The sequence below is a fragment of the Frigoribacterium sp. R86507 genome, assembly GCF_044597695.1.
Taxonomy (GTDB): Bacteria; Actinomycetota; Actinomycetes; order Actinomycetales; family Microbacteriaceae; genus Frigoribacterium.
This window is the reverse complement of the sequence record NZ_CP139002.1, coordinates 2,853,976-2,876,242: the sequence shown is the minus strand read 5'-3', so window position 1 is coordinate 2,876,242 and position 22,267 is coordinate 2,853,976. Positions and strand designations below refer to the sequence as shown.

The window sequence follows — 22,267 nt, the reverse complement described above, 5'->3', positions numbered from 1 at the left end:
ACCGCGTCGCTCACGCGCCCGCCTCGAGGTCGATCAGGATCTGCTTGGCCGCCATGCCCCCACGGTAGTTGCCGGCGGTCCCGTCGCTCCGCACCACCCGGTGGCAGGGCACGACGACCGGCAGCGGGTTGGTCGCGCAGGCCGTGCCGACGGCCCGGACCGCCCGGGGGCTGCCCGAGGCGAGGGCGACCGCCGCGTAGCTCGCCGTCGCGCCGTAGCCGATGTCGGGCAGGTGCTCGAGCACCGTTCGCTGGAACCCCCTCGACAGACGCCGGTCGAGCGGCAGGTCGAACGCGCGGCGCTCGCCGCGGAAGTACTCGTCGAGCTCGCGTGCCACGGCGTCCAGCCGCGACGGAGCCTCGACGATGCGGGGGCTGACGGTCGAGGCTAGGCGGTCGAGCACCGTGTCGTGCCCCTCGATCTCGAAGGCCACCCGCAGCACGCCCACGTCGGTCGCGCAGACGAGCAGCCGCCCGACGGGGGAGTCGAGGGTGCGGTAGGCCACGTCGACCGCCCCGGCGTCGAGGGCGGCCTCGGCGAAGCGGGCGTGCAGGGCGGCGAGACGGTCGTGGGCCGGGTCGAGACCGGTCAACAGGAGGCGCGGGTCGGCCGACGTGTCGGCGGGGGAGGTGGTCATCGGGTGCCCTTCGGCTCGGGGGAGGCGGACGGGACGGAGGCGGACGGGACGGAGGCGCGGCGGGCGACCCGCCCCGAGGTGCCGGTCGGTCCGGGCGTCGCCGGTTCGGCCAGCAGCCGGCGCAACGTCGCGATCCCATCGGCGGAGGCGCGCCGGGCCGCGTCCGCGCTGATGCCGGTGACCTCGGCGACCTCGCGGTGCGAGAGCCCGACGAGGTGGTGGTAGACCACGGCACGGCGTTGGCCCGGCGGCAGGGTCCGCAACGCCCCGTCCAGTTCGTCCGCGCGAGCCACGGCTTCGTCGAGAGGAGGCGCGGGTGGCGGTTCGGGCACCGTCTCGACCGGTCGGGGGCGACGGTCCCGCGCCCGCAGCACGTCGATCGCCTTGCGGTGCGCGATGGTCACCAGCCACGCCTCGAGGTTCGTCGACGCGGGCAGCGACGGATAGGCGACGAGGGCGGCCACGAACGTCTCGCTCCACGCGTCGTCGGTGTCGTGCTCGTCGAGCACGGCCCGGCACACGCGCCACACCGTGCGACCGTGCCGGGCGACCACGCGCTCGAAGGGCTCCACGTCAGAAGAGCCGACCGGACTCGGGGCCCGACGGCTGGTCGGCCTCGAGCCCGAGCAGGAACCGCTTGCGGTCGAGCCCGCCGGCGTAGCCGACGAGGGCTCCGCCCGAGCCGACCACGCGGTGGCAGGGCACGACGATGCTCAGCGGGTTGAGCCCGTTGGCGGCGCCGACCGCCCGGGCCAGGCCGACGCCGCCGAGCGCGGTCGCGAGTTGCCCGTAGCTGCGCGTCTCGCCGAAGGGGATGTCGCGCAGCAGGTCCCACACCCGCACCTGGAAGTCGTTGCCGCGCGGTGCCAGCGGCAGGTCGAAGGAGCGGCGCTCGCCGGCGAAGTACCCACCGAGCTGGCGCTCGACCTCGGCGAAGTCGCTCAGCCCGACACCGTCCCGCGAGATCGGGCCGAAGCCGGTCGGATCGGGCAGGTGGCGGTGCTCGTCGAAGTAGAGGCCGACGAGGCCCGTCTCGACCCCGACGACGGTCAGCGTGCCGACGGGGGTGTCGACGGTGGTGTGGACGCTCACGGTGCCTCCTGGCTCTCGGCGATGGTACTCACCCCGTAGACGCGGCAGCGTCACCGGATGTGAGGTCACCGGTCGAACTGACCGGAGTCGCGGGGCCGACCGGGCTGACCGGGCCGACCGGGCCAACCGGGCCGACGGGCCGACGGGCCACCAGGCCGCGCGGACCGACCGAACCGGTCCGGGTGATCGGGACGGGTCGACGAGCAGGTACCCTTAAACGCCCGGTCCGGGCACTCCACACTGTCGGGTGTGTGTGAGCGTCTGGGCCGGGTTCCTCGTCTCCCACTCCCCCGGACGGCTCGTGACCGACGCTCCAGCTGGTGACGGGTGCTCGAGCTGGTGACGGGTGCTCGAGCTCGTGACCGCCCCTCGAGCTAGTGGCGCGTGCTGAACTCGCTCTCGCCCACGGGGGCGATCTCGCTCACGTCGACCCGGTCGACCCTGGCTCCACGGGGCCCCTCGTCGAGCCACTCGAGCAGCAGCGCCACCCGGTCGGGCCGTCCCTCGACCTCGACCTCGACCGTCCCGTCGGGCAGGTTGCGGACGAAGCCGCCGACGTCCAGTCGGTCCGCCTCGCCCTCGGTCGAGAAACGGAAACCCACGCCCTGCACCGAGCCGTGCACGAGGGCCCGGCGTCTGATCACGTCGTCCATCGCTCGACCGTACCCGCGCCTCCTCGGCCTGGCCCTCGTCACTCGCCCTTACGTCTCACCCCGCCACGAGATGAACATCCCGCCAGGAGAAGACATGGCGGGATGTTCATTTCGTGGCGGCGTGGCGGCGTGGCGGCGTGGCGGCGTGGCGGCGTGGCGGGTGGCGGAGCGACGGCTCACGCAGGGCGACGGACAGGACGACCGCCGAGCCGACGTCGGTCGCCTCGCTACTTGTCGACCGTCGACATGTCGGCGTAGCGGTCGCCCTTCGGCGCGGCCACGTCGTCGAGCTGGTACATCTGCTCGGCGTCGAGCACGACGTCGTTGGCCGCGACGTTCTCGTCGAGGTAGGCGCGGCGCTTCGTGCCCGGGATCGGCACGATGCCCTCGCCCTTGGCGAGCAGCCAGGCGAGCGCGACCTGACCGGGCGTGGCTCCGACGGCCCGGGCGACTTCGTCGACCTGCTGCACGATGCGGATGTTGGCCTGCAGGTTGTCGCCCGAGAAGCGGGGCGCGAACCGGCGGAAGTCGTCCTCGGCGAGCTCGTCGACCGAGCGGATGGTGCCGGTGAGGAACCCGCGACCGAGCGGCGAGTACGGCACGAAGCCGATGCCGAGCTCGCGGACGGTCGGCAGGATCTCGGCCTCGGGCTCGCGGCTCCACAGCGACCACTCGGTCTGCAGGGCCGTGATCGGGTGCGTGGCGTGCGCGCGGCGGATCGTCTCGGGTGCGGCCTCGGACAGCCCGAGGAACCGCACCTTGCCGGCCGTGACGAGCTCGCCCATCGCGCCGACGGTGTCCTCGATCGGCACCAGCGGGTCGACCCGGTGCTGGTAGTAGAGGTCGATGTGGTCGATGCCGAGGCGCTGCAGCGAGCCGTCGACCGAGCGGCGCACGTACTCGGGGCGACCGTCGACCGTGCGTTCGGCGCGGGCCTCGGGGTCGGTGACGTTGCCGAACTTCGTCGCGACCACGGCCTGGTCGCGGCGGCCCTTGAGGGCACGGCCGAGCAGCTGCTCGTTCGTGTGCGGGCCGTACATGTCGGCGGTGTCGAGCAGGGTGACGCCGACGTCGAGCGCCCGGTGGATCACGCGCACCGACTCGTCGTCGTCGGTGCTGTTGCCGGTGTAGAAGGCGGACATGCCCATCAGGCCGAGGCCGAGGCGGCCGACGTCGAGACCGCCGTCGACCTGGCCGAGTGTGGTGTTCTTCATGGCTCCGAGCCAACTCCCTCGCACCCGGCGACGGCACAGGCCCGGTGCGCGGCCGGGCGGACCGCAGGAGGCGCGGCGCCCGTCGGACGGACACCGCGCCTCCTCGGCCGGCAGGGTTCGAGACCCGGCGGTCACCGCCGTCAGCGGCGCTCCGCCCGGCGCCGGACGACGGCCGAGCCGGTGACGAGCGCGAGGCCCAGGGCCAGCGCGGCGGCGCCGATCCCGAGCGGCAGACCGGGCTCGCTACCCGTGTAGGCGAGCGGTCGGCCGGAGACGCCGCTGCCCGAGCCACCGGTGCCGGACCCGTCGGCCGCGGGCACGACCGGCGCCGGCGACACGGCGGGATCGGGGCTGGGCACGGGGTCGGGCACGGGCGTCACGACGGGAGGCGCGGCGAGGGTGATCGTCGGGACGGTGCCGTCGGCGAACGGTGCGGCGAAGGTGCCGACGACCTCGCCGTCCAGGACGACCGCGTAGTCCGTCCCGGGGACGAGCCCCTCGGCGCGGTAGACGCCGCCCGCGTCGGTGGTCGGGGTGGCGACGGGCTCGGGCTCGGCGGCGTCGGCCTCGATCACCTGCAGCTGCAGGCCCGCGGCGGGGGTGCCGTCGGCGTTCACGACCGTGCCCTCGACGTCGACCGTGTCGGGAGCGGCGATCTGCACGGGCGGGATGGTCCCGCTCGTCGAGGGTGCGGTGATCGTGACGGCCGAGTCGACGTCCTCGTTCAGGATCACCTCATACTGCTCACCCGGGGTCAGGCCGTCGGCCGTGAACGAGCCGCCCGCACCGGTCTCGACGCTCGCGACCGGGGTGGTCTCGCCCACCGGCACGATGTCGACCGTCGACCCGGTCGCGGGCGCCGACCCGTCGGGGTTCACGATGCTGGTGGTGATCTCGACGGTCGGGTCGAGCGTGATCGAGGCACCCGAGGCCGTGGTGACCGGCCCCCGGGCTATTCCCGTGACCTCGTCGACCACGTTGTACTCCGCGGCGGGATCGAGCCCCTCGAAGGTGATCGAGCCGTCGGTGCCGGTCGTCCCGGATGCGACCGGGTCGATCTGGCCGGGCACGACGATGCTCACCGGACGGTCGGCGACGGGCGTGCCGTCGGCCTGCGCGACCGTCACCGTGAGGGGCGCGGTGTCGGCCGGGGCCACGGCGCCCGCGAAGGCGAAGTCGAGGCCGGGGGAGTCGTCGCCGGTCACGGTGAAGGATCGAGCGGGCAGGTCGGTGGCACCGTCGGGCGTCGTGACGTCGACCTCGTAGGGCGTGCCCGAGACGAGGCCGGGGACCGACCAGGTGCCGTCGGGGCCGACCGTCGTGGTGGTCCCGACGACTTCACCGGTCGCCGGGTCGACCACCGTCACGACCGCTCCGGGGTAGGCCGTGCCGTCGCTCGTCACCGTGCCGCTCGCCGTGAACGTCTTGGTCACGAACCAAGTCTGGTAGACGGGGAACCCGGAACGCTGTTGGTACGTGAAGGTCAGCGTCGAGAGCGGCACGGTCGGGCTGAACCAGGCGCTCGCCCCCTCGGTGTCGGCCGCGGTCGAGTTGCCGGTCAGAACGCCGGTGGTGGCGTTCCACATGGGCACGTCGCGCAGCCCCGCGGCGTCGCACGACGGCGACGGTCCACCGGCGGTGCGGCAGTAGTTGTAGGTGCTCTGGAAGCCGAGGGCGCTCGCGGGCACGGCCGCGCCAGCGGCGTCGGTGGCCGAGACGGTCACCTGGTCGGCGTCGACGTCGCCGAGCACGAACGACCAGTCGCTCGCGGGCGTGGCCCGGTCGAAGGTGTAGGTCGTGACCGACGCGGCGGCAGCCGTCGGTGAGTCCTGGGCGGGACGGAGGTTGAGGTACGGGCGTCCGCGGCTCGAGTCGTACTCGGCGCCGACCGGCGTGCCCGTGCCCTGCCAGGTGCTCGACCCGCTGGGGATCGTCGCCTGGCGCGAGGTCGACGTGAACGTCGCCTGCGGGAAGTCGCCGGGGAGCGTCATCGTGCCCGCGTAGGCACGAGCCGTCCCGTCCACGGTGAAGTCGGCCCAGCCGACCGTTCCCGGCCCGGCCGCGGAGGCGCTCGTCGCGCCTCCGAGTGCCAGCGCGCCGGTCATGACGACCGTCACCCCCGTCGCCGCCCACGCCCTGACGCGTCTGTTGACCATGTCGTCGTCCCTCCGTGCCCGTTCCTGATCGCGGGCCTGAGATCGAGGTTCTGTCAGATCTGGGTCTCCTGTCGCACGGTCGACCGTCACGGACGACGCCACGGCACCGGAACGACGAAGGGGCGCCGCCTCGCGACCGGGATGCCCGGTGCAGAGGACGGCGCCCCTTCGGGGACGTCGCGCGTCAGCGCTTCTTGACGTTCGAGACGATGTCCTCCGAGTGGCTGCCCGTCGCACCCTTGGCCTTCTTGTCGGCGCGCTTCTCTTTCAAGGAGCGCACGGCGACCTTCGCGGTGGTTTTCTTCGCTGATTTCTCTGCCATGGTGGTGCCTCCGTCGCGGACCGAGATGATCCGGTCCGCCCGAGGCTACGGTGCCGCGGCCCCGGTGTCTGTAGCGGCGACCATCTTCACGGCTCCTACACTGCCCAGTGGCCCGATCCGCCTCGCCCGAGGTGCCCGTGCCCGCCCCACAGCCGCCCGACCCCGACCACCCGCCCGACCCCGACGACCCGCAGAGACGACAGGCCCCGATGACCCCCGTCCCCACCTCGACCCCGGCCGCCCCGACGCGCAGCGAGCGTCTCGACGAGCTGCCGTTCACCTCGAAGCACCGCCGTCTGCTCTCCGGCTCGGGCATCGGCTGGGCCCTGGACGCGCTCGACGTCGGTCTGCTCTCGTTCGTCATCGCCCAGCTGATGACCGTGTGGAGCGACCAGGCCGGTCAACTGGCCTGGGTCGCCTCGGCCGGGTTCGCGGGCATGGCGATCGGCGCGGCCGTCGGCGGCTCGCTGGCCGATCGCCTCGGCCGCAAGACCGTGTTCGCCCTGACCCTGCTGCTCTACGGGCTCGCCACCGGGCTCTCGGCCCTGTCGTGGTCGGTTGGCGTGCTGCTCGTCCTGCGCTTCGTCGTCGGCCTCGGCCTCGGGTCCGAGCTGCCGGTCGCGTCGACCCTCGTCAGCGAGTTCTCGCCCCGGCGCATCCGTGGTCGCGTCGTCGTGCTGCTCGAGGCGTTCTGGGCCGTGGGCTCGATCGGGGCCGCCCTCGTCGGGTACCTCGTGATCCCGACCAGTGACGACGGCTGGCGCTGGGCCCTGCTGATCGGCGCGGCCCCCGCGCTCTACGCGGTGTTCGTGCGCCTGAAGATGCCCGAGTCGGTGCGCTTCCTCGAGTCGAGGGGCCGTCACGACGAGGCCGAGCGCACCGTGCGCGGCTTCGAGGAGGCCGCGGGCGTCGCCGCCCCGACCGTCGTCGCCGAGGAGGCGCGGGTCGTCGAGAAGCCGGCCCGCGCCTCCGTCGGTCGGTTGTTCGGTGCCGGCATGGCGCGCCGCACGGTCGCGATCTGGGTGGTCTGGTTCATGACCAACTTCTCGTACTACGGCGCCTTCGTCTGGCTGCCGTCGCTGCTCGTCGCGGCCGGGTTCCCGCTGGTGCGCTCGTTCGAGTACGTGCTGATCATCACGCTGGCCCAGCTGCCGGGCTACGCCGCCTCGGCCTGGCTGATCGAGAAATGGGGGCGCCGGGGCACGCTCGCGACCTTCCTGCTCGGGTCGGCCGTCGCCGCCGTGTTCTTCGGCTTCGGCGCCGTCAGCGGCAGCGTCGCGCAGATCCTCGTCGCGGGCATGGCGCTGTCGTTCTTCAACCTCGGCGCGTGGGGGGCGCTCTACGCCGTGACGCCCGAGCTCTACCCGACGCCGCTGCGGGGGACGGGCGCGGGGTGGGCCGCCGGCGTCGGACGCATCGCCTCGATCGCCGCCCCGCTGTCGGTGCCGCCGCTGATCGCCCTCGGCGGCCCGCCCACCCTCTTCGTCGTCTTCGGTGCGGTCTTCGTCGTGGGGGCCGTCGCCGCCACGACGCTGCCCGAGCTCCGCGGCACCCGGCTCGCCGAGTGAGCGCGCGCCGTCGCCCGTCGAGGCGCCGCCTCACACCGCGTCGCCTGCTCGGCCTCGTCGTGGTGCTGGTGGCGGGGGCCGTCCTCGTGGCGTTCCCGCGCCTCCTCGGCGACGGGTCGGCGGGCGGCGTCCCGGGAGGCGCGGGTGCGGTTCCCGTGCCCACGAGCGTCCCGGCCGCGGCGGCCGAGGCCGTCGTCGAGCGCGTGGTCGACGGCGACACCGTGATCGTCACCGTCGCGGGGGAGCGCGAGCGCATCCGCCTGATCGGCGTCGACACCCCCGAGACCGTGAAGCCCGACGCTCCGGTCGACTGCTTCGGCCCCGAGGCCAGCGCCTTCACGACGGCCACCCTGCCCGAGGGGGCGACGGTCTGGCTCGAGGACGACGCCTCGCAGGGCGACGCCGACCGCTACGACCGGTTGCTGCGCTACGTCTGGTCGCCGGACGGCACGATGCTCAACGAGCGACTGGTCGCCGAGGGCTACGGGCGCGAGGACACCTACGACGACGCGTACCGCTACCGCGACCGGTTCGTCGCCGCCGAGGCGTCGGCCGAGGCCTCGCGGGCCGGGCTCTGGGCGGCCTGCGGCTGACGCGACGGACGACGGCTCGGCCACCAGAAGGCGTCACCGGTGAGGAAGACGAGAGCGGGCACGAGCACGGTGCGCACCACCAGGGTGTCGAGCAGCACGCCGAGGCACACGATCACGCCGACCTGGGTCAGGGCCACGACCGGCAGCACGCCCAGGACGGCGAACACGGCGGCCAGCAGGATGCCCGCACTCGTGATGACGGCACCGGTCGAGGCCAAGGCCCGCACCATGCCCTCGCGGGTGCCGTGCACGAGGCCCTCCTCGCGGGCCCGGGTGGTGAGGAAGATGTTGTAGTCCACCCCGAGTGCGACGAGGAACAGGAACGCGTAGAGCGTCACGGCCGTGTCGAGCGCGGGGAACCCCAGCACGTTCTGGAACAGCCAGGTCGAGGCCCCGAGGCTCGCGAAGAACGTGGCCAGCACCGAGGCGATCAGCAGCACGGGGGCCACGAGTGAGCGCAACAGCAGGGCCAGGACGGCGAACACGATCGCCAGGATGATCGGTGCGATCAGGTCGATGTCGGCCTGCGCGGCCACCTTCGTGTCGTAGGCGGTGGCGTCGCTGCCGCCGACGAGCGCGTCGGCGAGCCGGCCGCCGGCGTCGGCGTACCCGGACCGCAGGCGCTCGACGGTGGCGAACGCGGCGTCGCTCTCGGGCTCGGCGGTGAGTTGCAGGTCGACGCGGGTCAGTCCGCCCTCGGTCTCGCCGGTCGTCGCCGAGTCGACGCCGTCCGTGTCGGACGCGAGCGCGGTGGCCTCGTCGGCGACCGTGGACGGGACGATCACGGTGGTGCGGCTGGTCAGCCCGGCCGAGAACGACTCGTCGATCACCTTCTGCGCGGTGACGGAGTCGGGGGCGCCGAGCAGCTGGTCGGTCTGCGACAGGCCGACGGCGTAGCCGCTCAGGCCGAGGCAGAGCACGCCGATGCCCGCGACGGACGACACGGCCACGACGGCCGGACGGCGTCGGACGCCACGCCCGAGACGGTCCCAGAAGCCGCGTCGCGGTGCCGCGTGGTGCGCCGCGCCTCCTGCGGTCCGGTCGTCCGTGCGGGTCGCGTCGGTCCCCTCGGACGAGGAGGCGCGGGGCACGAAGGGCCAGAACAGCCCGCGACCGCAGACCACCAGGGCCGCGGGCAGGGCCACGAGGGCGAACACGATGGCCACGACGACGCCGACCGCACAGGCGAGGCCGAGGGCCCGGTTGCCGGTGAGCGACGCGAGCAGCAGGGTCAGGAGGCTCAGGGCGACGGTGCCGCCGCTGGCCGCGATGGCGGGGCCGGCGCTCGTCACGGCCGTGCGCATGGCGCGGTGACGGTCGGGCTGACGGAGGAGTTCTTCGCGGTAACGCGCGACGAGCAGCAGGGCGTAGTTGGTGCCCGCACCGAAGACGAGCACCGAGAGGATGCCCGAGATCGAGGCGTCGAGCGGGATGCCCAGCGGTTCGGCGACGGCGGCCGCGACCCGGCCGGCCAGGGCGTCGGCGGCACCGACGACGGCCAGGGGCACGATCCACAGCACCGGGCTGCGGTAGGTGACGATCAGCAACACGGCGACGACGATCACCGTGACCAGCAGGAGTCGGAAGTCGGCTCCGGCGAAGGCGTTCGCGATGTCGTCCTGGAACCCGAGGGGCCCGGTGAGCAGGGCGTCCAGCCCGGCGGGCAGGTCGGCCGAGGCCGCGTCACGCAGGCTCGTGGCCGTGCCCGCGACGTCGGCGTCCGCCGTCGCGGCGTCGAGCGGGACGGCGACGATCGCCGCGGTGCCGTCGTCGCTGATCTGCGGCCTGACGGCCTGCGGGGTCGTCGAGAGCTCGGCGAGGGAGGCGGCCCGGGCGTCGACCGCGGCGAGGTCGGCGGCGTCGAGTCGGTCGCCCCCGTGGCTGAAGACCAGGATGCCCACCGTCGTCTCGGCGCTCGGGAACGTCGTGAGGATCTCGGTCACCTCGGCCGACTGGCTCGTCTCGGGCACGCCCGACGGTGGAGCGGCGTCGCCCTCGCTGACCGGCAGGACGGCGAAGAGCAGGGCGACGGCGACGGCCGTCGCGGCGAGCACGACCCAGGCGGTGCGGTGGCCGCTGACGATGCGGGCGAGGGTGCGCATGATGATCCTTCAGTCGCCGAATGTCTTAGTTGCTAAGAGTATTGCAGATCACAGGAGCATCGACCAGACTCGTCACGCAGGAGGTTCCATGCCCACCCCGAGAGACCCGGCCCCCACGGCCCCGTCGACCCGTCCGTCGCGCTCGCCGCAGGCCGACGAGATCGTCACCCACATGCAACGGCTGACCACCGAGTCGCAGAAGGTCGCCCAGGCCTTCGCCTCGCGGCACGGTCTCGGCCACATCGACCTCGAGGCGCTGCTGCACGTCATGCAGGCCGAGCGCGACGGCGACCCCGTGACCGCCGGTGGGCTCGGCGAGCTGCTGGGCGTCACCTCGGGGGCGGCCACGGGCGTCATCGACCGCCTCGAGAAGGTCGGGCACGTGCAGCGCAGCCGTGACGAGGCCGACCGACGCCGGGTGCTCGTCCGCTACTCCGACCGCGCCCGCGAGGTCGCGGGGGCGTTCTTCGGGCCGCTCGGCGTGATGAGCGACCGGGTCATGGCCGACTTCGACGAGGCCGAGCTCGAGACCGTCCGACGGTTCCTCGAGGGCATGTCGGGCGCGATGGCCGAGCGGGCCCGCGAGGTGGGGCGTCCCGCCTGAGGCGACCCGTGCCTCCTCGGTGCCCCGCCCCCTGACCGTCGGCGGCAGCGGGTAACGTCGTCGTGACCCCGGAAGGCAGGTGGCACGTGACCGATCACGTCTCGGCCCTCGATCTCTTCTCGATCGGCATCGGCCCGTCGAGCTCGCACACCGTCGGCCCCATGCGGGCCGCCCGCGAATTCCTCCTCGGCGTCGAGGCCGACGGCCGGCTGACCGAGGTCGCCCGGGTCGAGGCCGTGCTCTACGGCTCGCTCGCCGCGACCGGCCTCGGCCACGGCACGCCCTCGGCCGTCCTCGCCGGCCTCGCGGGCATGCAGCCCGAGACCTGCGATCCCGCGGTCGTCTCGGGCATGCAGCAGGCGGTCGAGCAGGGCGGCGGCCTGCGGTTGCTCGGGCGACACCAGATCGCCTTCGCCCCCAACGACCTGCGGATGGCGCCGCTGACCCGCATGCCGCGGCACCCCAACGCGATGAGCGTCGAGGCCTTCGCCGCCGACGGCGTGAGTCTCGCGCGCGAGGTCTACTTCTCGGTCGGCGGCGGCTTCGTCGTCCGCGACGGCGACGACGAGCAGGCCGTGCCCACCGCCGAGGCGCCGTTCGCCTTCGCCGACGCCGACGACCTGCTGCGCCTCTGCGACGCCGAGGGCGTGTCGATCGCCGAGCTCGCCTGGCGCAACGAGGTCGCGCTGCACGGCGAGGCCGACGCCGCGGCGGGCCTCGACTCGCGCTGGGCCGCCATGCGGGCCTGCGTCGACGCGGGTCTCGAGGCCACGGGCGTCCTGCCCGGCTGGATGAAGGTGCCGCGGCGCGCCCGCCAGTTCGCGACCATGCTGCGCCAGCAAGACGAGCGGGCGACCGCCTACGCGCTCGGCGGCTCCGCGGTCGACCAGGGCCGCGCCTCCTCGCTGCTGGCCTCCGACCTGCCGGCCCAGTGGCTGCAGGCCTACGCGATGGCCGTCAACGAAGAGAACGCGGGCGGCGGGCGCGTGGTCACGGCGCCGACCAACGGGGCTGCCGGCATCATCCCGGCCGTGGGCTACTACGCGATGCGCTTCCACGGTGCGACCGCGGACGAGCTGGCCCGCACCTACCTGCTGACGGCCGCGGCGATCGGTTCCCTCTACAAGCGCAACGCGTCGATCTCGGGGGCCGAGGCCGGTTGTCAGGGCGAGGTCGGCTCGGCCGCGTCGATGGCCGCGGGGGCGCTGACCGCGCTGCTCGGCGGAACGCCCCGGCAGGTCGAGAACGCCGCCGAGATCGCGATGGAGCACCACCTCGGCCTCACCTGCGACCCCGTGGGCGGCTTCGTCCAGGTGCCCTGCATCGAGCGCAACGCCATCGCGGCGGGCACGGCGGTCGCCGCGACCCGCATGGCCCTGCTCGGCGACGGCAGCCACGTCGTCAGCCTCGACACCGTCATCGAGACGATGCGTCAGACCGGCCGAGACATGAAGGACAGCTACAAAGAGACCAGCCGCGCCGGGCTCGCCGTCAACGTCATCGAGTGCTGACCGCGGGCGGCGGGCACCCGACCCGAGGAGGGGCGGGTCGTGTCGGACGTCGCCGCTAGCCTCGTCGCATGACCCCGCCGCGCCGCCCCACGCCGTCCCGCCCCGCGACCCCGGGCGGCACCGACGCCCCGCGGCTCGACCCCGTCGATCCGCAGGGGCTCGTCGACCTCGGCACCGACCTGCTGGGTCCGCGCGACAGCCGTGAGCTCGAGCGCTACGTCGACGCCGACCTGACCGACCGCGACCTCGAGGGGGCCGAGTTCACCGAGTGCGTCTTCGAGGCGCCCCGGCTCGGGTCTGCTCGACTGCGCGGTGCGCGCCTGGTCGAGTCGGTGTTGGCCGACTCGTTCGCCCCCGAACTGGCCGCCGCGCGCAGCACCTGGCGTGACGTCCGCGTCGAGCGGCCCCGGTGGGGGTCGGCCGAGCTGTTCGACGCCGAGCTCCGGTCGGTGCACGTGGTCGGCGGCAAGATCGACTTCCTCAACCTCCGCGGGGCGCGGCTCACCGACGTCGTGATCGAGGGGTGCACGATCGGCGAACTCGACCTCGGGGGTGTGCAGGCCCTGCGGGTCGCGTTGGTCGACTGCCGCATCGGCACGCTCGACGTGACCCGCGCCTCCCTGTCGCACACCGACCTGCGCACCAGCGACTTCTCGCGCATCGACGGCTTCGAAGGGCTTCGCGGCGCGACCATCGACGAGCTGCAGCTGGCGACCTTCGCCCCGACGATGGCGGCTCACCTCGGGCTCGTCGTCGGCTGAGCTCGGGCCGCCCGTGTTGCGCCCGGCTACGCCCTGGCCGAACACGTCGGGGCTGCACGAGGCGGCGGTGCTATCGTCGCCGACAGAGCAACGCGCTCCGGGGTCAGTGAAAATCTGAGCCGGCGGTCACAGTCCGCGACCCGTGTCGTCACCGAGAGGTGGCGGCCCGGTTGAACCGGTGGAACTCCGGTACCGACGGTCATAGTCCGGATGAGAGGTAGCGCGGGCCCGGTCGTCCGTCCGCGGACCCCGGGCCGATGCCGACCCTCGCGTCGCGCACCCCCGGAGAGCCCTCGGCACACAGCCAGGCAGACCGGAGGACGACATGACGACGCAGGCGACAACGCCCCGCGGGCCCGACGCACGGACGCGCCGCCCCATCGACGCGACGAGCACGGCGGTGCGCTGATGTTCACCGGTCTCGTCGAAGAACTCGGACGCGTCGAGCGCGTCGACGACCAGGGCGACAGCGTCCGCCTGACGGTCCACGGCCCGGCCGTGCTGACCGACGCCGCGCACGGCGACTCCATCTCGGTCAGCGGCGTCTGCCTGACGGTGGTCGCGCAGCAGGGCGACACGTTCACGGCCGACGTCATGAGGCAGACGCTGGCCATGAGCACGGTCGGGGCGTTCGGCCCCGGCACGCCCGTGAACCTCGAGCGCGCCGCCCGCGTCGGTGACCGCCTCGGCGGCCACATCGTGCAGGGCCACGTCGACGGCACGGCCACGGTCGTCGAGATCGAGCAGGGCGACGCCTGGCGTCGGGTCCGCTTCGACCTCGCCGACGACCTCGCGCCCCTGCTCGTCGACAAGGGCTCGGTGACGCTCGACGGCGTCAGCCTCACGGTCAGCGCGATCAGCGAGCCCGGCGAGGCTCCGGGCTGGTTCGAGGTCAGCCTCATCCCCGAGACGCTCGCCGTGACGACCCTCGGCGGCAAGGCCGTCGGCGACCGGGTCAACGTCGAGACCGACGTGCTCGCCCGTCACGTGCGACGCATGCTGCGGCTGGACGCGCTCGACGCCGACGCGACGGGTCGCCCGTGACCGTGTCGACACCTGCCGAGGAGGCGCGGGTCGACTCGCGTCTCGCGCCGATCGAGCTCGCCCTCGAACACCTGCGTCGGGGCCGACCCGTCGTGGTGGTCGACGACGAGTCCCGCGAGAACGAGGGCGACGTCGTCCTGTCGGCCGAGCTGGCCTCGCCCGAGTGGATCGCCTGGACGGTGCGGGTGTCGTCGGGTTTCGTCTGCGCGCCGATGACCAACGAGATCGCCGATCGACTCGACCTGCCGCCGATGGTCGCCCACAACGAGGACGCCCGCGGCACGGCCTACACGGTCAGCGTCGACGCCGCGGCCGGTGTGACGACGGGCATCAGCGCGTCCGACCGGGCGACGACCCTGCGCACGCTCGCGTCGCCGACGAGCGTGCGTGACGACCTGCACCGCCCCGGGCACGTCCTGCCCCTGCGGGCCCGCGACGGCGGAGTCCGTGAGCGCGACGGCCACACCGAGGCCTCCGTCGACCTGATGAAGGCCGCAGGGCTGCGACCCGTCGCCGTCATCAGCGAGATCGTGGGCGACGACGGCGAGATGATGCGCCTGCACGAACTGCTCGGCTTCGGTGCCCGTGAGGGGGTCCCGGTCGTGACGATCGCCGACCTCGTCACCTGGTTGGACGACCGCGACCTCGACGATCCCGCCCCCGTGCCCGGCGTGCCGACCCTCGACACCACGACCACGACCACGACCCCCACCAGGACCCCCGAAGGAGACCCCGCATGAGCGGAGCAGGCGCCCCCACCGAACTCGACGTCGACGGCACGGGAGTGCGCGTGACCATCGTCGCCGGCACCTGGCACGAGACGATCACCGACGGCTTGCTGGCCGGCGCGCTGGCGACCGTGGAGCGCCTCGGCGCCACGGCCACCGTCGTGCGTGTGCCCGGCAGCTTCGAACTGCCCGTCGTCGCGAAGGCCGCGCTCGAGGCCGGGGCCGACGCGGTCGTCGCCCTCGGCGTGATCATCCGTGGCGGCACGCCGCACTTCGAGTACGTGTCCGACGCCGCGACCTCGGGCCTGCTGCGGGTGACCCTCGACACGGGCAAGCCCGTCGGGTTCGGCGTGCTCACCCTCGACGACGAGCAGCAGGGCCTCGACCGCGCGGGTCTGCCCGGCTCGAAGGAGGACAAGGGCGCCGAGGCGGCACACGCAGCCGTCGCGACGGCCGTGCGACTGCGCGACATCGCCCGAGCGGGCTCGGGCCGCGTCATCGGCTTCTAGGATCGACGGCTTCCAGGACCTGCGGGGCGCCGGTCCCTCGACCCGCGCCTCCCCGGGTCCGCGACCCGCGCCTCCTGGCGGGCGATTCGCGACCTCTCCGACCGCTCCGACCGTGCCGAACCCGACAGCCGGACGACGACACGCCGCTCACCTCGAGTGAGGAGCGGCGTGCCGGGCGGCCGGTGTCGCGAAGTGCACACCGGGGCAGGGGGCCGACCGGCTAGGCGAAGACCTCGGCCAGGAAGGTCTCGAGCTGCTGCCACGAGCGGCGGTCCGCCCGGGCGTCGTACTGCGCCCCGTGGTCGGGTGCGTCGGTGCCGGGCACGGCGAAGGCATGCATGACACCGCTGTAGCTCAGCACCTGCCAGTCCGGGGCCTCGGCGGCGCGCATCTCGTCCTCGAAGCCGACGACCGCCTCGTCGGGCACCACCGGGTCGGCCGCACCCGTCATCACGAGCAGTGGGGCGGTCACGGCGCCCTTCTCGGCGGGCATCCCCGTGCCGAGTCCGCCGTGGAACGACACGACACCGGCGACGTCGGCACCCGCGCGGGCCAGCTCGAGGGCACCCGAGCCGCCGAAGCAGTAGCCCATCACGGCGATCCGTGACGGGTCGACGCCCGGCTCGGCGCGCAGGCGCTCGAGGTTCGCCAGCAGGCGCGACCGGAACAGCGCGACGTCGCCGTAGTACTTGCCCGCCTCGCCTGCGGCCTCCTGCGGCGACGGGCGGACGCCCTGCCCGTAGACGTCGCCGGCCAGCGCCACGTAGCCGAGGCGCGCGAGCATCTGCGCGCGCACCTTGACGTGGTCCACGACGCCGAACCAGTCGTGCAGCACGAGCACGCCGGGCACGAGCTCGGACGAGGAGGCGCGGGCCGGCGTCGCGAGGAAGCCCTCGAGATCGGCGTCGGTCGCCGCGTACACCGCGTCCGTCGTCGTGACGCCGCCCGGGTCGGGCACGCTGTCGAGGACGCGCTGCAGGTCGGGGGAGAGGGCGGGAGTGGGTTCGGTCGTGGTCACACGGGGACGCTACTCCCGGCCGGTCGGACGGCGCCGACCGGTCTCGGCCAGGGCTCGGCCAGGTCTCGGCCGGGGTCCCGGAACGGGACGCGGGCCGGGTCTCAGCCCGGGTCGACGATGCGGGCCACCGCCTGTCGCACGACGTCGCACCGCCTCTGTTGGGGGCCGGTGTGCATGTTGGTGGCCTCGGGCGTGACGAACCAGGCCAGCACGACGCCGAAGACCATGGTCAGCAATTCGTCGGCGTCCCAGCCGGACGAGATGTCGCCGGCGTCCTGCGCCGCGCGCACCGAATCGCGGCGAGCCTCGAGCTGGCCGTGGTCGAGCACGCCGGGGCTCGGCAGCGCGACGCCCTCGATCTGACCCCAGAGCAGCAGTCGGGCGTCGTCGGGGTTCGAGGCCAGGTGGTCGTAGAGGGCGCTCGCCCAGCCCGGCAGGTCGTGGGCGTCGAAGGGGACGACCGCGACCCAGCGACCGATGCTCTCACCGAGCGCGGCGTCGAAGAGGTCGCGCTTGGTCGAGAAGTGGGCGTAGAGGCGCTCTTTGCTCGCCTCGGCGTCGCGCGCGATCGTGTCGACGCGGGCCCCGGCGAGGCCGCGGGCCGCGAACTCGGTCCTCGCTGCCTCGAGCAGCCGTTCCCGCGGAGGGGTGGGTCGTCGTGCCATGCCCAGAGCATAGGGGCTGGACCCCACCGGACCACCCGGTTCGGACCGAGGTCTTCGCTTACCGGACCGACCGGTTCTCCAGGCGTCCTGGCGGGCACCGTTGCAGCGTCGGAGGGTCAGAGGGTGCGGGCGTCCGCCAGGTCGACGCCGGCCGCGCTCGCGACGCCGGCGTTGGTGATGCGCCCGGCGACCGCGTTGACACCCCGTGCCAGCGACGCGTCGGCGGCGACGGCGTCACGCCACCCCCGGTCGGCGAGGGCCAGCGCGTAGGGCATGGTCGCGTTGGTCAGGGCCCGGGTCGAGGTCTGGGGGACGGCGCCGGGCATGTTGGCGACGCAGTAGTAGACGCTGTCGTGCACAGCGAAGGTCGGGTCGTCGTGCGTGGTCGCGTGCGATCCCTCGAAGCAGCCGCCCTGGTCGATGGCGATGTCGACGAGCACCGACCCGGGACGCATCGACGCCACCATGTCGTCGGTGACGAGCTTGGGGGCCTGGGCGCCGGGGATCAGCACCGAGCCGATGACCAGGTCGGCCGCCGCGACCTGGGCGCCGATCTCGTAGGCCGTCGAGGCGCGGGTCTGCACCCGGCCGCCGAACTGCACCTCGAGGGCACGGAGGCGCGGCAGCGACACGTCGATGACGGTCACGTCCGCGCCGAGGCCGAGGGCGTTCGCGGCGGCGTGCTCGCCCGCGACGCCGCCGCCGATGACGACCACCTTCGCCTTCGGGGTGCCGGGGACGCCACCGAGCAGCACGCCCGTGCCGCCGATGGGCTTCATCAGGTGGTAGGCACCGACCATCGTGGACAGGCGGCCCGCGACCTCGCTCATCGGCGAGAGCAGCGGCAGGCTGCGATCGTCTCGCTGGACCGTCTCGTACGCGATCGCGGTCGTGCCGGAGGCGAGGACGGCCTCGGTGCACTCGGGCGACGCCGCGAGGTGCAGGTAGGTGAAGAGGGTCTGGTCGGCCCGCATCAACGGGTACTCGGCCGCGATCGGCTCCTTGACCTTCATCAGCAGGTCGGACTCGCCCCAGACGGTGGCCGCGTCGTCCACCACCGTCGCGCCCGCGGCGACGAACTCGTCGTCGGAGAACCCCGAACCCCGTCCGGCACCCGCCTGCACGATCACGTCGTGTCCACGGCGCGAGAACTCGTGGACGCCGGCCGGAGTCGCGGCGACGCGGTTCTCGTTGTTCTTGATCTCGGTGGGGATGCCGACGCGCATGGTTCGTCCTCTCGGGAGTGGCCTCGACGACGGGCGGCCGGTGCACGCCTCTGTTCGCCGAACTGAGGTCAGTGTGCTGTTTCGTGCCGAAGCGTGCCAAGCTCTCCGCACGAGATTCTGTGCGGAGCCCTTCTCACCGCACGATCGACGACGAGAGGTGCGACGAGACATGGCTGCGACGAACGACGTTCGGCTCGACGAGATCGACCGACAGCTCGTCCGCCTGCTGGTCGCGAACAGTCGTACCCCGAACGCCACCCTGGCCGCGCAGGTGGGGATCGCTCCGTCGACGTGTCTCGCGCGCCTCCGGTCGCTCGTCGAGCGCGGCGTCGTCGCCGGCTTCGGGGCCGACGTCGACCTGTCGGCACTCGGGCTCGACCTGCAGGCCTTGATCAGCGTGACGATCCTCGCGTCGGCCCGGCAACGCATCGCCGCCTTCTCGGCCGAGATCCGAGCCCTGCCGCAGGTGGTGCAGCTGTTCTTCCTGGGCGGGTCCGAGGACTTCATCATCCACCTGGCCGTCCGCGACACGAACGACGTGCGCGAGTTCGTGCTCGACCATCTCTCGGCGCACCCGGCCGTCGCCTCGACCCGGACCAGCCTGGTCTTCGAGCACCACCAGCCCGGCCCGACCGTCTGACCTGCCGGCCGTCTGACCTGCCGGCCGTCTGACCTGCCGACCGTCTGACCTGCCGACCGTCTGGCCGGCCCGACCGTCTGACCGGCCGGCCGACGACGCACCGGCGGGCGGGGCCGACCTCAGCGCGAGGCGGCGAGCATCATCGGCAGGTGGGGGATGCCGTCCTCGAGGAACTCGTCACCGTCGACCACGAAGCCGAACCGCGAGTACCAGCCCGAGAGGTGGGCCTGGGCGTCGAGCCGGATCAGTCGACCCTCGCACCCGGCGACGGCCGCTCGCATCAGGTCGGCTGCGAGCCCACGGCCGCGAGCAGCCGCCGCCGTGGCCACCCGGCCGATGCGGCGGTCGTCGCCGTCGTGCAGCACCCGGAGCGTCGCCAGGACCCGGGCGTCGTCGTCGGCGAACCAGAGGAGGCGCGCAGTCGGTTCGAGGTCGCGCCCGTCGAGCTCGGGGTAGGGGCAGTCCTGTTCGACGACGAAGACGTCGACCCGGAGGCGGAGGATCGCGTAGAGGACGACGGGATCGATGTCGGCGACGGACGACGAGTGCAGGCTGGGGTTCACGGAGCCACGCTATCGGCCTCACGGGCGTGACCGGATGCCGCCGCCGAGCCGGTCACCAGGCCTCACCCAGCGGCATGGTCGTGAAGGCGCCGCCGACGGGTGCGTCGGGCGGCTGCACCTGACCCGCGAAGCGGTCGGCGAACGCCTCGGCGTCGTCCTCGGGGTGGTAGCCGATGGCCTCGCCGGCAGCGAGCGACACGACGCGGCGGGTGTTCCGGCTGACACCCCAGACGACGTGGTGCCCGGCCGGGGCCGTCGTGAGGGCGGCCAGGATCAAGCGGGTCGTGTCGGCCGGCGACAGCCACGTCCCGAGGCTGCGGACGTCGTGCGGCTCGACCTCGGCCGTCATGATGCGCGCCGACACGACGGTCGAGCCGAAGCGGTCCGCGTACAGGCTGCCGACGGCCTCGAGCAGCACCTTGCTGACGCCGTAGAACGAGTCGGGCCGTGGGGCGGGGACGTCGTGGTCGGCGGCGCTCGAGCCGGGTTCGAACCCGACGGCGTGCACCGAACTGGCCGCGAGCAGGCGGGTCACGCCGGCGCGACGGGCGGCCTCGTGCACGACGTACGCGCTCTCGACGTTGAGGTCGCGGATCTCGTGCCACGTGCGCTCGCTGGCGTGGGACGCGAGGTGGACGACCAGGTCGGCCCCGCGGAGCGCCACCGTGAGGGACTCGAGGTCGGTCACGCCGACGTGTTCGAACGTCTCGTGCGCTCGGAGGTCGTCCGGTGGCGTGACCACGTCGAGCAGCCGCAGATCGTGACCGGCCTCGAGCAGGAGGGGGCGGACCCAGGTCGCGATGCGTCCCGAGCCCCCCGTGATCGCGATGGTCGCCATGTGTGCCGCCTCTCGTCGTGGGCGCGTCGGCCCGTCCCGTCGTCTGCACCGATCCTGCCCGGGACCACCGACACTGCCCCTCGGGGCACGTCCGGCGTCCGCCGAACGGCCCTCGCGAGGCGTCCCCGCGTCCCCCGGATGCCCCACCCGAGCCTGACAGGGTTCTGGCGAAGGCCTGGCAGGGCGCTCCACGGCCCCGGTCGGTGACGCGTCACCTCATACCGTGACGGAGGGCCCGACGACGTGCCACGACCCCGTTCCCCACCGAAAGGCACCTCATGTCGTCAGCTTCCTCGTCCCTCGGACTCCTCCTGGTCCGCGTCGTCCTCGGAGTCGTCTTCATCGCCCACGGGTGGCAGAAGCTCGCCGTCGACGGCCTCGCCGCGACGCAGGGCGCCTTCGGCGGCATGGGCATCCCGCTCGCCCAGGTGGCTGCCCCGGTCGCGGCCGTCACCGAGCTCGCCGCAGGTGTCGCGCTCGTCGTCGGCTTCGCCACGCGGGTCGCCGCCGCCCTCCTGGCGGTCACGGCGGTCGTCGCCCTGGTCGCCGTCCACCTGCCGAACGGCTTCTACTCGACGGCCGGCGGCTTCGAGTACGTCCTCGTCCTCGCGGTCGCCTCGATCGCGATCGTGCTCACCGGGCCGGGCCGCCTCGCCCTCGACGCCCTGGTCGTCCGCGGACGGCGTGCTCGTCGCGAGGCCCCGGCCTCGCAGCCCGTCACCGTCTGACCGACGAAGACCGCGCGCCCGGTCGGCGGGGCCGGGACGGGTGAACGTGACGTCCCCGCGAGGGTGATTTGCGCCTCCTCGTCCCGTCCCGGCCCTCGATCCGTGGTCGGGTGGATGCCGATGACCCTCGCCACCGACCGCCTCCGCCCCTCGGGTGACCGACCCCGAACCGTGTCGCCCGTCCTCGTCTTCGGGGACGTCCTCGACGACATCATCGTCAGCCCTCGGGCGGGCGACGCCACCGGAACCGAGACGGCCGCCACCATCCGGCACCGGGCCGGGGGCTCGGCGGCGAACACGGCCGCGTGGCTCGGGTCCTTGGGGGTCGACGTCTCGTTCGTCGGTCGGGTGGGCACGGCCGACCTGCAGCGACACTCGCAACTGCTCGCCAACGCAGGGGTCGTGGCCCGGCTGGCCTACGACGCGCACGACCCGACGGGCACGGTCGTGATCACGGTCGACGGCTCGTCGCGCACCATGTTCACCGATCGGGGAGCGGGCGCCTCGCTGGGCCCCGACGACGTTCCGGACGACCTCGTCGCCGGGGCCGGTCTCGTGCACTTCACGGGCTACACGGTCGCCCAGTCCCGCAGCCCCGTCGCCCTCCGACGCCTGGTGGGCCGGGCTCGGGTGGCCGGAGCGCTCGTCTCGGTCGCACCGGGCAGCGCCTCGGTCGTCCGCCGGTTCGGGGTGTCGGCGTTCCTCGCGGCCGTCCACGGGGCCGATCTCTTCTTCCCGTCGGACGAGACGGCTCGCGAGCTGACCGGGCTGGACGAGCCGATCGCCGCCGCGACGGCCCTCGCCGAGCACGTCGGCGTGGTCGCTCTCGTCGCCGACGACGGGGGAGCCGTCGTGGTCTCGCGGGGGCAGCCACCGGTCGTGGTCGACGGGGTCGCCTCGCGCTGGGTCGACTCGGTGGGTCTCGTCGACGCGTTCTCGGCCGGGTTCATCGCCGCGTGGGCGACGTCGCGCAGCCTGGGGGTCGCCGGACGCAGCGGGGCCCGCGCCGCAGCCCGGGCCGCCGGGGTGGTCGGAGGGCGGCCGCGCGCCTGACGACGTCGGACCGGACGAGCGTCGGACGAGCGCCCGGCGAGA

At 73.5% G+C, this 22,267-nt stretch carries 23 protein-coding genes, 1 pseudogene and 1 riboswitch; of the genes and pseudogenes, 11 read left to right on the top strand and 13 right to left on the bottom strand.

Annotation, left to right across the window (positions count from 1 at the left end; genetic code table 11):
• Positions 1 to 10: 10 nt before the first annotated feature.
• The 7 genes from SJY14_RS13580 to SJY14_RS13550 form a co-directional block, all read right to left on the bottom strand.
• A complete protein-coding gene (locus tag SJY14_RS13580; RefSeq protein ID WP_396599140.1) occupies positions 11 to 637 on the bottom strand; it encodes a methylated-DNA--[protein]-cysteine S-methyltransferase in 627 nt (208 codons plus the stop codon).
• Positions 634 to 1,209, bottom strand: coding sequence for an RNA polymerase sigma factor (locus SJY14_RS13575; RefSeq protein ID WP_396599139.1), 576 nt, complete (start codon positions 1,207 to 1,209; stop codon positions 634 to 636). Before SJY14_RS13575 ends, SJY14_RS13580 begins: the two co-directional genes overlap by 4 nt.
• A gap of 1 nt (position 1,210) precedes the next feature.
• Positions 1,211 to 1,729 (bottom strand): methylated-DNA--[protein]-cysteine S-methyltransferase, encoded by a 519-nt coding sequence (locus tag SJY14_RS13570; RefSeq protein WP_071255141.1) that lies wholly within the window; start codon positions 1,727 to 1,729, stop codon positions 1,211 to 1,213.
• A 374-nt stretch (positions 1,730 to 2,103) separates the two neighbouring features.
• Positions 2,104 to 2,382, bottom strand: coding sequence for an acylphosphatase (locus SJY14_RS13565; protein ID WP_071255142.1), 279 nt, complete (start codon positions 2,380 to 2,382; stop codon positions 2,104 to 2,106).
• Positions 2,383 to 2,609: 227 nt separating this feature from the next.
• Entirely contained in the window at positions 2,610 to 3,596 is a 987-nt protein-coding gene (locus tag SJY14_RS13560) for an aldo/keto reductase (RefSeq protein WP_396599138.1), read from the bottom strand.
• Positions 3,597 to 3,736: 140 nt separating this feature from the next.
• Positions 3,737 to 5,752 carry a hypothetical protein gene (locus tag SJY14_RS13555; protein ID WP_396599137.1) on the bottom strand — a complete coding sequence of 672 codons (2,016 nt, stop codon included), beginning with the start codon at positions 5,750 to 5,752 and terminating at the stop codon, positions 3,737 to 3,739.
• Positions 5,753 to 5,936: 184 nt separating this feature from the next.
• A complete protein-coding gene (locus SJY14_RS13550; RefSeq protein ID WP_167599047.1) occupies positions 5,937 to 6,074 on the bottom strand; it encodes a hypothetical protein in 138 nt (45 codons plus the stop codon).
• A gap of 209 nt (positions 6,075 to 6,283) precedes the next feature.
• Between SJY14_RS13550 and SJY14_RS13545 the strand changes: the two genes are divergently transcribed.
• The gene (locus SJY14_RS13545; RefSeq protein WP_396600280.1) at positions 6,284 to 7,642 is read left to right on the top strand and encodes an MFS transporter; all 1,359 of its coding nucleotides are present in this window, start codon (positions 6,284 to 6,286) and stop codon (positions 7,640 to 7,642) included.
• Positions 7,639 to 8,235, top strand: a complete 597-nt coding sequence (locus tag SJY14_RS13540; protein WP_396599136.1) for a thermonuclease family protein — start codon at positions 7,639 to 7,641, stop codon at positions 8,233 to 8,235. Before SJY14_RS13545 ends, SJY14_RS13540 begins: the two co-directional genes overlap by 4 nt.
• Here the strand turns inward: SJY14_RS13540 and SJY14_RS13535 are convergent.
• On the bottom strand, positions 8,160 to 10,337 hold the full coding sequence (locus tag SJY14_RS13535) for an MMPL family transporter (protein ID WP_396599135.1): 2,178 nt from the start codon (positions 10,335 to 10,337) through the stop codon (positions 8,160 to 8,162). The genes SJY14_RS13540 and SJY14_RS13535 overlap by 76 nt on opposite strands.
• Before the next feature lie 88 nt (positions 10,338 to 10,425).
• Between SJY14_RS13535 and SJY14_RS13530 the strand changes: the two genes are divergently transcribed.
• The 6 genes and pseudogenes from SJY14_RS13530 (at position 10,426) to ribH (ending at position 15,494) form a co-directional block, all read left to right on the top strand.
• Positions 10,426 to 10,941, top strand: coding sequence for a MarR family winged helix-turn-helix transcriptional regulator (locus SJY14_RS13530; RefSeq protein WP_071255151.1), 516 nt, complete (start codon positions 10,426 to 10,428; stop codon positions 10,939 to 10,941).
• 86 nt (positions 10,942 to 11,027) lie between these two features.
• Complete coding sequence (locus tag SJY14_RS13525; protein WP_396599134.1) at positions 11,028 to 12,452, top strand: L-serine ammonia-lyase; 1,425 nt, start codon at positions 11,028 to 11,030, stop codon at positions 12,450 to 12,452.
• Positions 12,453 to 12,520: 68 nt separating this feature from the next.
• Positions 12,521 to 13,213: a pentapeptide repeat-containing protein gene (locus SJY14_RS13520; RefSeq protein WP_071255154.1), complete on the top strand. Its 693-nt coding sequence runs from the start codon at positions 12,521 to 12,523 to the stop codon at positions 13,211 to 13,213.
• Positions 13,214 to 13,303: 90 nt separating this feature from the next.
• Positions 13,304 to 13,439: riboswitch (FMN riboswitch) on the top strand.
• 182 nt (positions 13,440 to 13,621) lie between these two features.
• Positions 13,622 to 14,257: a riboflavin synthase gene (locus SJY14_RS13515; RefSeq protein WP_396599133.1), complete on the top strand. Its 636-nt coding sequence runs from the start codon at positions 13,622 to 13,624 to the stop codon at positions 14,255 to 14,257.
• A 50-nt stretch (positions 14,258 to 14,307) separates the two neighbouring features.
• Positions 14,308 to 14,970: pseudogene (ribB, locus tag SJY14_RS13510) on the top strand (3,4-dihydroxy-2-butanone-4-phosphate synthase); the annotation flags it as partial.
• A 23-nt stretch (positions 14,971 to 14,993) separates the two neighbouring features.
• Positions 14,994 to 15,494: a 6,7-dimethyl-8-ribityllumazine synthase gene (gene ribH, locus SJY14_RS13505; protein ID WP_071255157.1), complete on the top strand. Its 501-nt coding sequence runs from the start codon at positions 14,994 to 14,996 to the stop codon at positions 15,492 to 15,494.
• Positions 15,495 to 15,714: 220 nt separating this feature from the next.
• On the opposite strand, the gene SJY14_RS13500 is transcribed toward ribH, so the two are convergent.
• The 3 genes from SJY14_RS13500 to ald all read right to left on the bottom strand — a co-directional run bounded on the left by SJY14_RS13500 (position 15,715) and on the right by ald (position 18,403).
• Positions 15,715 to 16,512: a dienelactone hydrolase family protein gene (locus SJY14_RS13500; RefSeq protein ID WP_396599132.1), complete on the bottom strand. Its 798-nt coding sequence runs from the start codon at positions 16,510 to 16,512 to the stop codon at positions 15,715 to 15,717.
• A 101-nt stretch (positions 16,513 to 16,613) separates the two neighbouring features.
• Positions 16,614 to 17,177, bottom strand: a complete 564-nt coding sequence (locus SJY14_RS13495; protein WP_054146322.1) for a TetR family transcriptional regulator — start codon at positions 17,175 to 17,177, stop codon at positions 16,614 to 16,616.
• Positions 17,178 to 17,293: 116 nt separating this feature from the next.
• Entirely contained in the window at positions 17,294 to 18,403 is a 1,110-nt protein-coding gene (gene ald / locus SJY14_RS13490; RefSeq protein WP_071255159.1) for an alanine dehydrogenase, read from the bottom strand.
• 169 nt (positions 18,404 to 18,572) lie between these two features.
• Here ald and SJY14_RS13485 point away from each other — a divergent pair, with 169 nt between their 5' ends.
• Positions 18,573 to 19,043 carry an Lrp/AsnC family transcriptional regulator gene (locus SJY14_RS13485; protein WP_071255160.1) on the top strand — a complete coding sequence of 157 codons (471 nt, stop codon included), beginning with the start codon at positions 18,573 to 18,575 and terminating at the stop codon, positions 19,041 to 19,043.
• Positions 19,044 to 19,162: 119 nt separating this feature from the next.
• Here the strand turns inward: SJY14_RS13485 and SJY14_RS13480 are convergent, their stop codons facing one another.
• A complete protein-coding gene (locus tag SJY14_RS13480; protein WP_396599131.1) occupies positions 19,163 to 19,606 on the bottom strand; it encodes a GNAT family N-acetyltransferase in 444 nt (147 codons plus the stop codon).
• A 52-nt stretch (positions 19,607 to 19,658) separates the two neighbouring features.
• Positions 19,659 to 20,444, bottom strand: a complete 786-nt coding sequence (locus SJY14_RS13475) for an NAD-dependent epimerase/dehydratase family protein (protein ID WP_396599130.1) — start codon at positions 20,442 to 20,444, stop codon at positions 19,659 to 19,661.
• A gap of 278 nt (positions 20,445 to 20,722) precedes the next feature.
• Here SJY14_RS13475 and SJY14_RS13470 point away from each other — a divergent pair, with 278 nt between their 5' ends.
• The gene (locus tag SJY14_RS13470; RefSeq protein ID WP_396599129.1) at positions 20,723 to 21,172 is read left to right on the top strand and encodes a DoxX family protein; all 450 of its coding nucleotides are present in this window, start codon (positions 20,723 to 20,725) and stop codon (positions 21,170 to 21,172) included.
• Between the two features lie 120 nt (positions 21,173 to 21,292).
• Positions 21,293 to 22,225: a carbohydrate kinase family protein gene (locus SJY14_RS13465; protein ID WP_396599128.1), complete on the top strand. Its 933-nt coding sequence runs from the start codon at positions 21,293 to 21,295 to the stop codon at positions 22,223 to 22,225.
• Positions 22,226 to 22,267 lie beyond the last annotated feature (42 nt).